The 14,742-nt window shown below is 72.6% G+C and carries 15 protein-coding genes; 14 read left to right on the forward strand and 1 reads right to left on the reverse strand.

What is annotated here, in order from left to right:
• Positions 1–225 precede the first annotated feature (225 nt).
• From ftsH to ADL05_RS11845, 8 genes are all read left to right on the forward strand, one after another.
• Positions 226–2,316 (forward strand): ATP-dependent zinc metalloprotease FtsH, encoded by a 2,091-nt coding sequence (ftsH, locus tag ADL05_RS11810; protein ID WP_053616966.1) that lies wholly within the window; start codon positions 226–228, stop codon positions 2,314–2,316.
• A complete protein-coding gene (gene folE, locus ADL05_RS11815) occupies positions 2,313–2,912 on the forward strand; it encodes a GTP cyclohydrolase I FolE (protein WP_053616967.1) in 600 nt (199 codons plus the stop codon). The genes ftsH and folE overlap by 4 nt, the downstream gene beginning before the upstream one ends.
• A 122-nt stretch (positions 2,913–3,034) precedes the next feature.
• Complete coding sequence (gene folP, locus ADL05_RS11820; RefSeq protein ID WP_197285770.1) at positions 3,035–3,940, forward strand: dihydropteroate synthase; 906 nt, start codon at positions 3,035–3,037, stop codon at positions 3,938–3,940.
• Positions 3,937–4,380: a nuclear transport factor 2 family protein gene (locus ADL05_RS11825; RefSeq protein ID WP_053616968.1), complete on the forward strand. Its 444-nt coding sequence runs from the start codon at positions 3,937–3,939 to the stop codon at positions 4,378–4,380. Before folP ends, ADL05_RS11825 begins: the two co-directional genes overlap by 4 nt.
• Complete coding sequence (folB, locus tag ADL05_RS11830) at positions 4,380–4,751, forward strand: dihydroneopterin aldolase (protein ID WP_053616969.1); 372 nt, start codon at positions 4,380–4,382, stop codon at positions 4,749–4,751. The genes ADL05_RS11825 and folB overlap by 1 nt, the downstream gene beginning before the upstream one ends.
• Positions 4,748–5,272 carry a 2-amino-4-hydroxy-6-hydroxymethyldihydropteridine diphosphokinase gene (gene folK / locus ADL05_RS11835; RefSeq protein ID WP_053617051.1) on the forward strand — a complete coding sequence of 175 codons (525 nt, stop codon included), beginning with the start codon at positions 4,748–4,750 and terminating at the stop codon, positions 5,270–5,272. Before folB ends, folK begins: the two co-directional genes overlap by 4 nt.
• Complete coding sequence (locus ADL05_RS11840) at positions 5,272–5,760, forward strand: DUF3180 domain-containing protein (protein WP_053616970.1); 489 nt, start codon at positions 5,272–5,274, stop codon at positions 5,758–5,760. The genes folK and ADL05_RS11840 overlap by 1 nt, the downstream gene beginning before the upstream one ends.
• A 132-nt stretch (positions 5,761–5,892) precedes the next feature.
• Positions 5,893–6,339, forward strand: coding sequence for a PH domain-containing protein (locus ADL05_RS11845; protein ID WP_053616971.1), 447 nt, complete (start codon positions 5,893–5,895; stop codon positions 6,337–6,339).
• Positions 6,340–6,345: 6 nt separating this feature from the next.
• On the opposite strand, the gene ADL05_RS30505 is transcribed toward ADL05_RS11845, so the two are convergent.
• Positions 6,346–6,573, reverse strand: coding sequence for a hypothetical protein (locus ADL05_RS30505; protein WP_156365815.1), 228 nt, complete (start codon positions 6,571–6,573; stop codon positions 6,346–6,348).
• 678 nt (positions 6,574–7,251) lie between these two features.
• On the opposite strand from ADL05_RS30505, the gene ADL05_RS11855 reads away from it, so the two are divergent.
• The 6 genes from ADL05_RS11855 to ADL05_RS11880 all read left to right on the forward strand — a co-directional run bounded on the left by ADL05_RS11855 (position 7,252) and on the right by ADL05_RS11880 (position 14,646).
• Complete coding sequence (locus ADL05_RS11855; protein ID WP_053617052.1) at positions 7,252–8,643, forward strand: PH domain-containing protein; 1,392 nt, start codon at positions 7,252–7,254, stop codon at positions 8,641–8,643.
• A gap of 240 nt (positions 8,644–8,883) precedes the next feature.
• A complete protein-coding gene (locus ADL05_RS11860) occupies positions 8,884–9,126 on the forward strand; it encodes a chaplin family protein (protein ID WP_053616973.1) in 243 nt (80 codons plus the stop codon).
• A 494-nt stretch (positions 9,127–9,620) separates the two neighbouring features.
• Positions 9,621–9,863: a hypothetical protein gene (locus ADL05_RS11865; RefSeq protein WP_053616974.1), complete on the forward strand. Its 243-nt coding sequence runs from the start codon at positions 9,621–9,623 to the stop codon at positions 9,861–9,863.
• 166 nt (positions 9,864–10,029) lie between these two features.
• Positions 10,030–10,914 (forward strand): Rossmann-like and DUF2520 domain-containing protein, encoded by an 885-nt coding sequence (locus tag ADL05_RS11870; RefSeq protein ID WP_053616975.1) that lies wholly within the window; start codon positions 10,030–10,032, stop codon positions 10,912–10,914.
• Positions 10,915–11,057: 143 nt separating this feature from the next.
• Entirely contained in the window at positions 11,058–11,984 is a 927-nt protein-coding gene (gene panC, locus ADL05_RS11875) for a pantoate--beta-alanine ligase (RefSeq protein WP_053616976.1), read from the forward strand.
• Positions 11,985–12,024: 40 nt separating this feature from the next.
• A complete protein-coding gene (locus tag ADL05_RS11880) occupies positions 12,025–14,646 on the forward strand; it encodes an L-aspartate oxidase (RefSeq protein ID WP_053616977.1) in 2,622 nt (873 codons plus the stop codon).
• Positions 14,647–14,742 lie beyond the last annotated feature (96 nt).

Below are 14,742 nucleotides of genomic sequence, written 5' to 3' on the forward strand. Positions count from 1 at the left end.
CCGCGCCGGAGGTGCCCGGGGAACAACAGGGCGGGTCGCCGTCGTTGCCATCATGACGGTTCCGGTGCCCGGTCCCGAGCGGTGCGTCCGCCCGGTAGGGGAGGTGTACCGTCGAATATCCCGGCGTCATCGCGGGGAGCACGTGTCCGTTAGGTCCTGCTTCGGAAAGTCCTCTGGGGCGGACAGCCTGGTCAGGAGGGACGGACCCGACAGGGTTCCGCTCACATGAATCTGAAGCGTTTTTTCCGCGGCCCGTGGATTTTGATCCTGGCGGTCGCCGTCATGCTCATCATCGGCTTCCGCGTCTTCGACGTGGGTGGCGGCCCGCAGCCCGAAGACGCCGACATCTCGCAGGTGTACCAGCTCATCGAGAACGATGAGGTGGACAACGCCGAGATCATCGACCGTGACCAGCGCATCGTGCTGACGACCACCGACGGTGAGATCCTCGAGGCGTACTGGGTCGAGGGCCAGGGCGCCGAGCTCGGTGAGATGCTCCAGGAGTCGGCGAACACCCCGGACAGCAACCTGGACTCCTACGAGGTGTCGGTCGCCACCACCTCGGTGTGGACCACCGCGCTGTTCAGCCTGCTCCCGCTGATCATCATCATCGCGATCTTCTGGTTCATCTTCAGCCAGATGCAGGGCGGCGGCTCCCGCGTGATGAACTTCGGCAAGTCCAAGGCCAAGCTCATCACCAAGGACACGCCCAAGAACACGTTCTCCGACGTGGCCGGGGCCGACGAGGCCATCGAGGAACTCCACGAGATCAAGGAGTTCCTGCAGAACCCGGCCAAGTTCCAGGAGATGGGCGCCAAGATCCCCAAGGGCGTGCTCCTGATGGGCCCGCCCGGCACCGGTAAGACCCTGCTGGCCCGCGCCGTGGCCGGAGAGGCCGAGGTGCCGTTCTACTCCATCTCCGGCTCGGACTTCGTCGAGATGTTCGTCGGTGTGGGCGCCTCGCGTGTGCGCGACCTGTTCGAGCAGGCCAAGGCCAACGCCCCCGCGATCATCTTCATCGACGAGATCGACGCCGTCGGCCGCCACCGCGGCGCCGGGATGGGCGGCGGCCACGACGAGCGCGAGCAGACGCTCAACCAGATGCTGGTCGAGATGGACGGCTTCGACGTCAAGGGCGGCGTCATCCTCATCGCCGCGACCAACCGGCCCGACATCCTGGACCCGGCCCTGCTGCGTCCCGGCCGCTTCGACCGGCAGGTCGTGGTCGACCGTCCCGACATGGACGGGCGCAGCGACATCCTCAAGGTCCACGCCAAGGGCAAGCCCATGGCCGACGACGTCGACTTCCGGGTGATCGCCCGCCAGACCGCCGGGATGACCGGCGCCGACCTGGCCAACGTCATCAACGAGGGCGCCCTGCTCTCGGCCCGCGCGGGCGCCAAGGTCATCACGCACGCGGTCCTCGAAGAGGCGATCGAGCGCGTCATGGCCGGACCCGAGCGCAAGACCCGGGTGATGTCGGACACCGAGAAGAAGGTCATCGCCTACCACGAGGGCGGCCACGCCCTGGTGGGCCACGCGCTGCCCAACTCCGACCCGGTGCACAAGATCACCATCCTGCCGCGCGGCCGGGCCCTGGGCTACACCATGTCGGTGCCGACCGAGGACAAGTTCCTGACGTCGCGCTCGCAGATGATGGACCAGCTCGCCATGATGCTGGGCGGTCGCGCCGCCGAGGAGCTCGTCTTCCACGAGCCCACCACCGGTGCGGGCAACGACATCGACAAGGCCACCAGCCTGGCCCGCAACATGGTCACCGAGTACGGCATGAGCGAGCGCCTGGGCGCCCGCAAGTTCGGCTCCGGCAGCACCGAGCCGTTCCTGGGCCGCGAGATGTCGCACGCCCGCGAGTACTCCGAGGAGATCGCCTCCATCATCGACGAGGAGGTGCGCCGCCTCATCGAGTCCGCGCACGACGAGGCCTACGACGTCCTCGTCGAGTACCGGGACGTCCTGGACGACCTGGTCGTGGCGCTGCTGGAGAAGGAGACCCTGAGCAAGGCCGAGGTCCTGGAGATCTTCGCCCCGGTCACCAAGCGGCCCTCGCGCGGCTCCTACACCGGCTACGGCAAGCGGCTGCCCTCCGAGCGGCCCCCGGTGCGCTCCAAGAAGGAGGTGGCCGCGATCAACGGCGCGGAGGTCGACGGCCAGATCCCGGAGACCAGCGGAGCCACCGCCGAGGCCGCCGAACTGCGCGGGGGCGAGTTCAACGGCACCGGGTACGAGGGCACCGCGGCCCCGGGCGGCAACGGACAGCTGCCCACCAGAGCAGAGGCCGAGGGGGACGACGCGTGACCGCCACGGAGGGGCTGGAGCCCAGACCCGTCGACCGGGAGCGCATCGAGCGCGCCGTGCGCGAGATCCTCATCGCGATCGGGGAGGACCCCGAGCGCGACGGCCTGGTCAAGACGCCCGAGCGCGTCGCCCGCGCCTACGAGGAGCAGTTCTCCGGGCTGGGCCAGAAGCCGGGTGACGTGCTCACCACGGTCTTCGAGGCCGGGCACGAGGAGATGATCCTGGTCAAGGACATCGAGCTGTACTCCACGTGCGAGCACCACCTGGTGCCGTTCTACGGAGTCGCGCACGTGGGCTACATCCCGGCTGCCGACGGCCGCATCACAGGTCTGAGCAAGCTCGCCCGGCTGGTCGACGTGTACGCGCGCCGGCCCCAGGTGCAGGAGCGGCTCACCGGCCAGGTGGCCGACGCCATCATGGACCACCTCCAGCCGCGCGGTGTCATCGTCGTGGTGGAGGCCGAGCACCTGTGCATGACCATGCGCGGCGTCCGCAAGCCCGGCGCCAAGACGGTGACGTCCGCCGTCCGCGGCATCTTCCGCGGCAGCGACCGCACCCGGGCCGAGGCGATGAGCCTCATCCTCGACCGCCGCTGATCCCGGCCTCGACCCCCTGGGAGGAACCACTCCTCCCCAGGGGGTCCCGTGTGTCCGGAGCCGTGCCAATCGCCCGGCCGCACTCCGAGCCCGCGAGCGCGCAAACGAATAGGGTGATCCTTATGGGGCCGAAACAGACAGTTCCGGGCCTGCCCGACCGCGGGCGGTGCCTGGTCATGGGGGTCGTCAACGTCACCCCCGACTCCTTCTCCGACGGCGGCGCGTGGTTCGACGCCGACCGGGCGGTCGAACACGGCCTGCGCCTGGTGGAGGAGGGAGCGGACATCGTCGACGTCGGCGGCGAGTCCACGCGCCCCGGAGCACAGCGGGTGTCCGCCGCCGAGGAGCTGCGCCGGGTCGAACCGGTCGTGCGCGAGCTCGCCGCCAGGGGCGTCCACGTCAGTGTCGACACCATGCGCGCGGAGGTCGCCGAGCGCGCCGTCGGGGCGGGCGCGGTCCTCGTCAACGACGTCAGCGGCGGTCTGGCCGACCCCGCCATGGCCCGACTCGTGGCCTCTTCCGGCGTTGCCTACGTGTTGATGCACTGGCGCGGGCATAGTCATGACATGCAGAGCCGTGCCGTGTACACGGATGTCGTCCAGGAGGTCCTCGATGAGCTCCGCGATCGTATGGAGGCCATGATCAGTGCAGGTGTCGACCCGGGTCAGATCGTCCTGGACCCGGGACTGGGATTCTCGAAACGCCCTGAGCAGGCACACAACTGGGCGATACTCCACCAGCTGGAACGCTTCCACACACTGGGGCGCCCCGTACTGGTGGCCGGTTCACGCAAGCGCTTCCTGAGCCGGCTGCTGGGGGACGCCAAGGACCACGACCGCCCCTTCACCGAGTGCGACGCCGCCACGGCGGCGGTCTCCACCCTCGCCGCCGACCGCGGCGCCTGGTGCGTGCGCGTGCACGACGTGCGCTCCAGCGCCGACGCCGTCCGCGTGGCCTCGGCCTGGTCCGACGGCGGTGCCCGACTCGACCGGGGCCGGGGCGGGCCCATGGACCGGGGCGGCCTGTGAAGTCGCGCCAGGAGGTCATGGAGCGCGTGGCCGAGGCCAACGCGCAGTTCTACAGCGCCATCGAGAACGGCGACATCGACCTGATGCGCAGCGTCTGGGCCGAGGAGCACGAGGCGCCGGACCTGGTGTGCGTCAACCCCGGCTGGCCCCTGCTGCGCGGGCGGACCGAGATCATGCGCGCGTGGTCGCTGATCATGGCCAACGTCACCTACATCCAGTACGTGCTCACCGAGACCCACATCGGGGTCGGCGGCGACGTCGCCATGGTGACGTGCGAGGAGAACGTGCTGACCGCCGAGGACGGCAGCCCCGGGTTCGTGGCGGGCGGGCAGGTGGTCACCACCAACCTGTTCATCGCGACCGACGTGGGCTGGCGGCTGTGGTCGCACCACGCCTCGCCGGTGCTCATGGAGGACGACGATGGGGAGGACGAGGAGTGATGCGCGACCGCATCACGCTCCGCGGCCTCCGTGCGCGCGGCCACCACGGCGTCTTCGACTTCGAACGGCGCGAGGGCCAGGACTTCGTGGTCGACGCGGTGCTCCACCTGGACACCGCGCCGGCCGCGGCCTCCGACGACGTCGGCGACACGGTGCACTACGGCGTGCTCGCCGACCGCCTGGTACGGATCGTCACGGGCGAGCCGGTGAACCTCATCGAGACGCTGGCGGAGCGCCTGGCCGCGGAGTGCATGGCCGAGTCCCTGGTGGAGGGTGTGGAGCTGACGGTGCACAAGCCGTCGGCGCCCATCGAGCACGAGTTCGAGGACGTGGCGGTCACGGTCAGGCGCGGGACGAGGCCGCCGTGGTGACGCGCGCGGTGCTCGCCCTGGGGTCGAACCTGGGCGACCGGAGGGCCACGCTGCAGGGCGCGGTCGACACGCTCCTCGCCGGGGAGCCGTCCCCGGTGGCGGTGTCGCCCGTGTACGAGACCGCGCCGGTGGGCGGGCCCGAGCAGGGGGCCTACCTCAACGCGGTCCTGGTCGTGGACACCGGCGAGGGCCCGCTGGAGCTGCTCCGGCGGGCCCAGGCGGCCGAACGCGACTTCGACCGGGTGCGGGAGGTCCGGTGGGGCCCGCGCACGCTGGACGTGGACGTCATCGCGTTCGGGGACGTGCGCTCCGACGACCCCGAGCTGACCCTGCCGCATCCGCGCGCCCACCTGCGGGCGTTCGTCCTGCGGCCGTGGCTGGACGCCGACCCGGAAGCGGTGCTCCCGGGCCGGGGGGCGGTCGCGGACCTCCTCGCGGCCGTGGCGGCGGCCGACACGGCGGGGGAGCAGGTCCTGCGCCGCCGGGACGACCTGGCCCTACGGCTTTCCGAGGTGTCGTGATGGCGGGCGAGGACGAGCACAGGCTCCGGCCCACGGGGTGGCGCGTCCCGGCGGTGCTGATCGCCGCCGGGGCCCTGCTGGGCGTCCTGCTGACGAACTCGCTGCCGTTCCTTCCGGTGCTGCCGTGGTCGGGGATCCCGACGCTGCTGCTGCTCGCGCTGGCGGAGGGGTTCACGGCGGGCCGGACCCGCCGCCGCATCCAGAGGGTGCCGGGCACCGAGCCGATGGAGCCGCTGAGCGCGGCGAGGCTGCTCGCACTGGCCAAGGCCAGCGCGCTGTTCGCCTCGTTGACGGCGGGCTTCTTCCTGGGCATGGCGTTCGCGGTGTCGGACACGCTCGAACTGCCCTCGCCGCGCGAGGTGTTCTTCACCGCGCTCGGTACGGGCGTCGCGTCGGCCGCGCTGCTGGCGTCGGCGCTGTACCTGGAGTACGCGTGCCGGGTCCCCGAGGACGAGGACGATCCGGACGACCCGCGCGGGAGCGCGTGAGGGATGTCCGTCCTTGCGGGCTGATGGTTGACTGGCTCCGTGGACACCAGTGATCCGACTCCTTCGCCGCCCCCGCCGGACCGACCGCTGGATGCGGCGTTCGCCGCTCCTGCGGGGACGCCCTGGCAACGGGTGTCGCCCTCGCTGGCCTGGTACCGACGGCTGGTACTGGGCGTGCCGAGCCTGATCGCGGGCGCGGGCGGCGGCACCCTGCTGTTCCTGTGGGGACATCCCGTCCTGGCCACGGCGGTCGTCGTGGCGGCCCTGGCGGTCGCCGTGGTCGGCGGGGTGCTGGCCGGGCGCTTCCAGCGCACGTGGGGGTACGCCGAGGCCCCCGAGGAGCTGTACCTGACCTACGGGGTGCTCGTGCGCCAGCTCCTGGTCGTCCCCTACGGCCGGATGCAGGTCGTGGACGTGACGGCGGACCTGTTGGAGCAGGCGCTGGGGATCGCGACGGTCCGGGTGCGCACCGCGGCGAGCACCGCCGACACCCGGGTGGTCGGACTCGGCCTGACCGAGGCCGTGGAGCTGCGCGACCGACTCGCGTCGCGCAGCGAGAGCTTCTCGACGGGGTTGTAAGTGCACTCATCCGCCCAGCCGCCGCATGACCGATCCGAGCCCGAGGGCTCGGAGGCGGAGCAGGTCCAGGAGCCGCGGGAGGCCGACCGGCCCGGCGCCCCCGAGCCCGCCCAGCCGCCCGAGCAACAGCCACACCAGCAGCCGGATGGGCCTCAAGTGCCCCAGACGTCCCAGGCTGTGCAGGAGCAGCCGTCTGAGGGTCCCCAGCCGTCCGTGCAACAGTCGACTCGGCATTCCCATGCTCCCCAGGTGCCTCGGTCGCCGCATGACCGGGTCGAGCCCGAGCAGCCGCAGGAATCCCCGCAATTCCAGGGGCCCCAGGGGCAGGTGTCCCAGGGATCCCACGAGCCGCAGGCGCCCGAGACGCCCCGGGTGGCTCAGGGGCAGGCGCCCCAAGCGCCCGAGCAACCGCAGGCGACCCAGGAACCCCAGCATTCACAAAGGCCAGAGGTTTCGGGAGAGCAGCTGCCTGGAAATCCCCAGGCGCCGCAGGTGCCGGAGGCTGCCCAGGCATCCCAGGGGTCTCAGCAGTCCCAGGTACCCCCGGTTTCACAAGGGCAGCCACCGCAGAGAGCCGGGGCTCCTCGGGGGCCGCAGGAACATCAGCGGTCACAGGCGGCTCAGGGGCAGGGGTTTCAGCGTCCTCCAGTGCCCCCGGGGCCTCAGGCGGCTCAGGGGCAGCCGTCCGGGGCCCCTCACGGGCCCGGGGAAGCCGCGTGGGCTCAGGGGGCGCCGCGGGCAGTCGGACACCCCTGGGCCGCTCCCGGCGGCGCGGGGCGGCCTCCGGGGCCTCCACCTGCGCCCGGCCACCGGCCGCCACCCGGGCCCCCTCCGACGCCGGGACCCGTGGGACCGCAGGCGCCCCCCGGCTCCTATCCGCCCCCGTCGGCCCCCTTCGGCCAGGGGCCGGTCCTGCTGCCGCCGAACGTCGGGTGGCGCCCGCCGCCGGTCCGGCGGGCCAGGCCCGAGGACGACGTCACCCGGGGCGAGTTCCGGTCGCACTGGTCCATCGTTCCGGCGCAGGTGGTCGCCGTGACCCTGGCGTTCGCGGCCCTCATCGGACCGATCCTCACCACCTTCGGCTTCGCCTGGGTGGCGATGATGACCGTGGCCGTGGTCTTCGGATCGCTCGCCCACGCCCTGCCCTCGTGGTGGTACGGCACGTTCGGCCTGCGCGAGGACCACCTGGTCGTGCACAGCGGCCTGGCCATGCGCAGCTCCCGGGAGATCCCGCTGAGCCGCCTCCAGGCGGTGGACGTGGTCCGGCCGCTGCTCATGCAGGTGTTCGGGATGGCCGAACTGCGCATCGAACTCGCGGGCGGCGACCACAGCGCCATCCGGCTGCGCTGCCTGCGCCGGAGCCTGGCGGAGCGGCTGCGCACGGCCGTGCTCGCGCACGCCGCCGGCCTGCCGGGACGCTCGCCCGAGGCCCCCGAGTGGCCCTTCTACCGCCTGCCCTTCCCGCTGCTGCTCGGCGCGCTGACCTTCCGCGTGCCGATCCTGCTGTCGTTCGTCGCCCTGCTCATGCTCCTCACCGCCGGGATCGTGTTCGTCGAACCCGGAGTGGCGGCCGCGCTCATCCCGCTGGTGCTGGGCCTGCTCCGGTACTACTGGGGGCCGCTGGCGCGCTACACGGACTACTACGCCTCGCTCTCGTCCGACGGACTGCGGCTGCGGTACGGCATGTTCCAGCGCCGCATGCAGACGGTCCCGCCCGGCCGGGTGCAGGCCGTGCGCGTGGTCGAGCCCCTGTTGTGGCGGGCGCTGGGCGTGGCCCGCGTCGAGGCCAACGTGGCCGGGTACGCGGGCGAGCGCCAGGGCGAGTCCGCCACCCTGCTGCCGGTCGCCCCCCGGCGGCTGGCCTTCACCCTGGTGAACGAACTCTTCCCGGACAGCGACGCGGCCCGCGTCCCCCTGGTCCCCAACCGCGAGCGAGGGGGCTCCCTGGTGGGGGTGGACGAGCACCTGTTCGTCAGCACGCGCGGGGCGTTCTGCCGGATCACCGAGATCGTGCCCGTGGAGCGCGTCCAGACCCTGCGGATCACCGCGGGCCCGCTGGAACGCCTCACCGGACGCGTGTCGGTGGACGTCGACACCCCTCCCGGGCCGGTGCGCGCGCACGCGGCCCTCCGGGAGGCGTCCGAGGGGCGCGGACTCCTGGACGCGCTCGTGGCCCACGGGCGGCGTGCCCGGGTGCCCGAGGCGGGCACGGAGCGCTGGGCGACCCGGTCGACGCAGGCGGGTCCGAGCGACCGCGCACCCGACGCGTCCGGAACCGGGGAATCACCCGGGAGTCATTTGTGATCTGAGTCACATAGTGCGGCCCCTGTGGCTGATGTTGCTGTCGCCATGTCCGACATGTCTGCTCACTGAGTGTGGTTCTTCCAGTTCACAGGTACAAACTTCTTGCGTGTTCCGGTCACGCACGGCGAGTGAGTATGGCTAAATAGTGACTGAACACGGTGAGTGTTCGTAGTCATACACTTCGTCAACGTTATCGACCGGTTGGTGCCCCACCGCCGACCGGTTCTACAGGAGAAATTCATGCTGAAGAAGGCTCTCGCCGCCAGTGCCATCACCGCCGCCGCTGCCAGCGTCCTGTTCACCGGCGCTCCCGCCATGGCGAACAGCAACGTGTTCACGTCCGGCAACGGCTCGATCCTGGGCGGCAACCAGCTCGTCGCGGACTTCGACGTGCCCGTGAACATCTGCGGCAACGCGATCGCCGTCCTCGGCGTGGCCGGCGCGAACTGCACGGACTCCGGCGCGACCGTCAAGAACTGGTAGTGCTCCGGGTCCGTAGCCGACGGACCGCAGCGCGCATCAGCACGCGGTGAGCGTGCGGCCCGAGCGGGCGGGGGTGTCCAGCCGGAGACGTCCCGGCTGATCCGTCCGTGCGGCCCCACGAACTCTCCGCGCCGGCGCCATCCCGTGACGACGGGGTGGCGCCTCTTCGTGTGTCCGGGCCGGTGCCGCCCGCGCCGAATCCGGACCCGCTCCACACGGCCGACCGCAATCCGCATTGGTGTGCGGCTGGAACGCCGACGACCCCGTGACTCTGCGCGCACACCGCGCCGCCGGTCTGGAACCTTTGTCCCGATCGACCCCGGGACGTGGAGTCACACATAGTGACATCTTTGGGCCTAGTTGTGATCAGTGCAGTTCAAGAGGGGTGAACGGGGCGTCTTCGCGGGTAACTTCTTCACCAGCGCCCCCGGGTGCCCCCGAAGAATCACCCACGTCCGGACGGCCCCCCGTCCGAACACCGAAGGAGACACGTAGTGCTGAAGAAGACGTTCGCCACCGGCGCCGTGGTCCTGGCCTCCACCGGGATCCTCCTCACCGCGGCCCCCGCGGCGGCGTACGCCCACGCCTGGACCTCCGGCCACGGGTCCAACGTCGGCGGCAACATCGCCTACATCAACGGCATCGAGAACTCCAACGCCGGCTGCGGCAACTCCAACGCCGTCCTCGGCCAGACTCTCGCCTCCTGCTACAACTCCGGGGTGATCGTGCAGAACTGACCGGGCCCTCCCCGCGCGCGGGAGGACCGGAGTGGGGGCGGGTACGCGGTACCCGCCCCCACACGCGTCCCTGGGACACAGGTCACCGGCCCGGGAGGGCTATCGTGTGCTCAGGCGTCACGGTGCGGGAGAACCGGACGCACGGACACGAGGGGGCACCACACATATGGAGACGACGCAGGGGCGCCCCGCCCGACTGCGGGTCGGCGTCATCGGACCCGGCCGGGTCGGATCCGTGCTCGGCCAGGCCCTCGGCCGCGCCGGGCACAAGGTGGTCGCCGCCTCCGCGGTCTCCGAGGCCTCCAGACAACGGGTGGCCGACCGCCTGCCCACCGCACGGATCCTCGAACCCGCGCAGGTCGCCGAAGCCGCGGACCTCGTCCTGCTCACCGTCCCCGACGACGAACTCGCCGAACTCGTCGAGGGACTGGCCGCCACCGGCACCGACCTGCGGGGCAAGATCCTCGTCCACGCCAGCGGAGCCCACGGGTACGGCATCCTCGCCCCCGCCACCATCGTCGGCGCCCTGCCGCTGGCCCTGCACCCGGCGATGACCTTCACCGGGCGGTCCGAGGACGTCGAGCGCCTCGCCCACTGCGCCTTCGGCGTCACCGCGCCCGAACAGCTGCGCCCCATCGCCGAGGCCCTCGTCGTCGAGATGGGCGCCGAACCGGTGTGGATCACCGAGGACAAGCGCACGCTCTACCACGCCGCCCTCGCAGGGGGCGCCAACCACCTGGTCACGCTGGTGGCCGACAGCGCCTCCCTGCTCTCCGCCGCCGGGGTCGCCGAGCCGGGCCGCATGCTCGCCCCCATGCTCAGCGCGGCCCTGGACAACGCGCTGCGACTGGGCATCCACGGGCTGAGCGGCCCCGTCCTGCGCGGTGACGCCGGAACCGTCGCGGGCCACATCGAACAGCTGCGCGAGAACGCGCCCGAGAGCGTCGCCAGCTACGTCGAACTCGCCCGGCTCACCGCCGACCGCGCCATCAACGCGGGGATGCTCGACCCGGCCGACGCCGCGCGCCTGCTCGACGTCCTGCGGCGCTGACCGACCGCGCGGACCCCGCGCCCGCACGGCGGACCGGGTCCGCCACGGGCCCGCGCACGCCGGCGCGCGGCCCGCGGACCCACGTGCCGGCCGGCCCGGCCGGGACCGGCGAACGCCCCAGAACTCCACCACGGGAAACACCGATGACCGAACGCACACCCAGGCCCGCGACCACCGAACGGCCCCTCGTCGTCCATACCGCCGAGGAACTCCGGCGCGCCCTCGCCGACGCCGGACGCGTCGCACTTGTCCCCACCATGGGCGCCCTCCACACCGGGCACCGCAGCCTCATGCGCATCGCCCGGGACCGGGCCGACACCGTGGTCGTCAGCGTCTTCGTCAACCCGCTCCAGTTCGGCCCGGGCGAGGACTTCGACCGCTACCCCAGGACGCTCGACACCGACACCGCGGTGTGCGCCGAGGAGGGCGTGGACGTGGTCTTCGCGCCCACGGTCGCCACCATGTACCCCACCGAGCCGATGGTCACCGTCCAGGCCGGGGCCATGGGCGAACTCCTGGAGGGCGCCTCCCGCCCCGGCTTCTTCACGGGCGTGCTCACCGTCGTCAGCAAGCTCCTGCACCTGGTCGGCCCCGACCTGGCGGTCTTCGGACAGAAGGACGCCCAGCAGATCGCGATCGTCCGGCGCATGGTCACCGACCTCTCCATGCCGGTCGAGATCGTCGGCGCCCCCACGCTGCGCGACCCCGACGGCCTCGCCGTCTCCAGCCGCAACGTCTACCTCTCCGACGAAGAGCGCGCCAGCGCGCTGGCCCTGCACCGCGCGCTCTCCGCCGGACGCGACAGCGCCGCGGACGGACCCGACGCCGTGCGCGCCGCCGCCCGCGCCGTCCTGGACAGGGCCGCGGAGGCGGTTCCGCCCGTCGTGCCCGACTACCTCGCCCTCGTGGACCCCGCCACCTTCACCGACGCCCCCGCCGACTTCGAGGGCGAAGCGGTCCTCGCCGTCGCGGCCAGGGTCGGCTCCACGCGGCTCATCGACAACACGCCCGTCACCTTCACCCCCGCCCCGACCGGCGGCGACGCCGGGCCGGACACCGACGCCCCGTGACCGGCCCGGCGCCGACGGCACTTCCCGAGAGAGACCCCAGATGAGTTCACCCACCCAGACACGGCTCCAGGCTCCCGAGGCCTCGTGGTCGGTCGGCGCCGAGGTCGCGGTCGTCGGCTCGGGCATCGCCGGGCTGAGCACGGCCCTGCGCTACGTCCAGCGCACCGAGCACGGCCGGGTCGTGCTCGTCACCAAGGACCGCCTGTCCACAGGGTCCACCAGCTTCGCCCAGGGCGGGATCGCCGCCGCCATGGACCCCGAGGACGGCCCCGTCGCCCACATGGTCGACACCCAGCTGGCCGGGGCGGGCCTGTCCGACCCCTACACCGTCCACGTCATGGCCACCGAGGGGCCCCAGGCCCTGCGGTGGCTCATCGGGCTCGGCGCCGAGTTCGACCGCGGGGACGACGGCTCGCTCGCGCTGACCCGCGAGGGCGGCCACCGCGCCGACCGGGTCGCCCACGCGGGCGGAGACGCCACCGGCGCCGAGATCCAGCGCGCCCTGGTCGCCGCCGTCCTGGCCGAGGAGCGCATCGAGGTCGTCGAGCACGCCCTCGCCCTCGACGCCCTGTACGACCCCGCCACCGGCGCGGTCCGCGGCGTCACCCTGCACGTCATGGGGGAGGGCGCGCGGGACGGCGTGGGCGCGGTCCTGGCCCCGGCGGTGGTCCTGGCCACCGGCGGCATGGGCCAGGTGTTCGCGGCCACCACCAATCCGCCGGTCTCCACCGGCGACGGCCTGGCCCTGGCGGCGCGCGCCGGGGCACGCCTGCGCGACCTGGAGTTCATCCAGTTCCACCCCACCGTCCTGTGGCTGGGTCCGGAGTCGCGCGGCCGGCAGCCGCTCATCTCCGAGGCCCTGCGCGGCGAGGGCGCCTACGTGGTGGACGGGCAGGGCCGCCGGATCATGGAGGGCGTGCACGAGCTGGGCGACCTCGCGCCGCGCGACGTCGTGGCCCGCACGATCGCCCGCACCATGGCCGAGCAGGACACCGACCACGTCTACCTGGAGACCCGCCACTTCGGCGAGGCCACCTGGAAGCGGCGCTTCCCCACCATCCTCGCCTCGTGCCTGAGCCACGGCGTGGACCCGCTGTCCCAGCCCATCCCGGTGGCACCGGCCGCCCACTACGCCTCCGGCGGTGCCGAGGTGGACATCGACGGCCGCACCAGCGTCCCCGGCCTGTGGGCGGTCGGCGAGGTCGCCCGGACCGGCGTGCACGGCGCCAACCGGCTGGCGTCCAACTCCCTCCTGGAGGGGCTGGTCTACGCCGACCGGATCGCCGCGCGGCTGGCCGGGGCACCCGAGCCGGTGCCGGGCGGGGCGGTGGCCCTCGGCGCCCCCGTCCACCTGGTCGGTGCCGACTCCTCCGCCCGGATCCGCACCCTGATGTCGCGCCACGCCGGCGTGCTGCGGACCGGCGACGGCCTGGCCGCGCTCTCGGAGGAGCTGGACGCCATCGCCGCCGGATCCGCCGACCCCGGCGCCGGGGTCGCGCCCGGTACCGACTCCTGGGAGGCGACCAACCTCCTCACCGTGGCCCGGCTGGTGGCCGCCGCCGCCCGGCACAGAACCGAGAGCCGGGGCTCCCACCAGCGGGCCGACCACCCCGAGCCGCGCCCCGAGCTCCGGATCCGGCCCGCCGTCGTCCGACTGGAAGGGAACACCCCCGTGACCACCGACGAGGACTGGACGCCGTCCCTGCCGCCGGAACTGGTGGCCGAGCTCGACGCGATCACCTTCCCCCTGGCCGACCGGCGGGACCGGGGGAGCGCCGTCCCGGGCGACGAGCCCCGGGCCGAGTTCACCCTGCCCTACACCGCGCCCCACCAGTCGCACGTGGACGTGGTGCGCCGCGCCCTGGCCGAGGACCTCACGGCCGGTCCCCGCATCGACGTCACGACCGTGGCCACGACGCCCGGGGACCAGGTGCGCACCGCCCATGTGGTGGCCCGCGCCGAGGGCACGGTGAGCGGTCTCCCGCTGGCCGAGCTGACGTTCTGGCTCGTCGCCGACGGCGCGCTGGAGGTGCACCGGCCGGTCGCCGACGGCGACGCGGTCAAGCGCGGCGACGTGCTCATGTCCGTCACCGCCCGCACCCGCGACCTGTTGACGGCCGAGCGCACCGCCCTCAACCTGCTCACCCACATGTCCGGTATCGCCACGGCCACGCGGACCTGGGTCGACGCGGTCGCGGGCACGGGCGCCGCCGTCCGCGACAGCCGCAAGACCCGGCCCGGTCTGCGCGCGCTCGACAAGTACGCCGTGCGCTGCGGCGGCGGCGTCAACCACCGCTACGGCCTCAGCGACGCGGGTCTGGTCAAGGACAACCACGTCGTGGCCGCGGGCGGGGTCGGAGCGGCGGTGCGGGCCATCCGCGAGCGCTTCCCCGACCTGCCCCTGGAGGTCGAGGTCGACCGCCTCGACCAGATCGAGGACGCGCTGGAGGCCGGGGCCGAGGAGATCCTGCTGGACAACTTCACCGTCGACCAGCTCACCGCCGCGGTCGCGCTGGTCGCCGGGCGGGCCCGGCTGGAGTCCTCGGGCGGGCTGACGCTGGACGTGGCCGCCGACGTGGCCCGGACCGGGGTCGACTACCTGGCCGTCGGGGCGCTGACACATTCCAGTCCGGCACTCGATATCGCCCTCGACCTGTTGTGAGGCGCCCGATTGGTGGAGGATTCCCTGAGGATCTCCCGCCGAGCCGGGAACACGCCACTGAGACGACCACGTCGACGACCACGGATGAGGCTTCCA

The organism is Nocardiopsis sp. NRRL B-16309 (genome assembly GCF_001279585.1).
In the GTDB taxonomy this organism is placed as follows: Bacteria; Actinomycetota; Actinomycetes; order Streptosporangiales; family Streptosporangiaceae; genus Nocardiopsis.

Bases quoted from the DNA above. Each gene is read 5' to 3' on its own strand.
- ftsH (WP_053616966.1), top strand. From the start codon at position 226: ATGAATCTGAAGCGTTTTTTCCGCGGCCCGTGGATTTTGATCCTGGCG.
- folP (WP_197285770.1), top strand. From the start codon at position 3,035: ATGGGGCCGAAACAGACAGTTCCGGGCCTGCCCGACCGCGGGCGGTGC.
- folB (WP_053616969.1), top strand. From the start codon at position 4,380: ATGCGCGACCGCATCACGCTCCGCGGCCTCCGTGCGCGCGGCCACCAC.
- ADL05_RS11840 (WP_053616970.1), top strand. From the start codon at position 5,272: ATGGCGGGCGAGGACGAGCACAGGCTCCGGCCCACGGGGTGGCGCGTC.
- ADL05_RS30505 (WP_156365815.1), bottom strand. From the start codon at position 6,573: ATGCCGAGTCGACTGTTGCACGGACGGCTGGGGACCCTCAGACGGCTG.
- ADL05_RS11860 (WP_053616973.1), top strand. From the start codon at position 8,884: ATGCTGAAGAAGGCTCTCGCCGCCAGTGCCATCACCGCCGCCGCTGCC.
- ADL05_RS11870 (WP_053616975.1), top strand. From the start codon at position 10,030: ATGGAGACGACGCAGGGGCGCCCCGCCCGACTGCGGGTCGGCGTCATC.
- panC (WP_053616976.1), top strand. From the start codon at position 11,058: ATGACCGAACGCACACCCAGGCCCGCGACCACCGAACGGCCCCTCGTC.
- ADL05_RS11880 (WP_053616977.1), top strand. From the start codon at position 12,025: ATGAGTTCACCCACCCAGACACGGCTCCAGGCTCCCGAGGCCTCGTGG.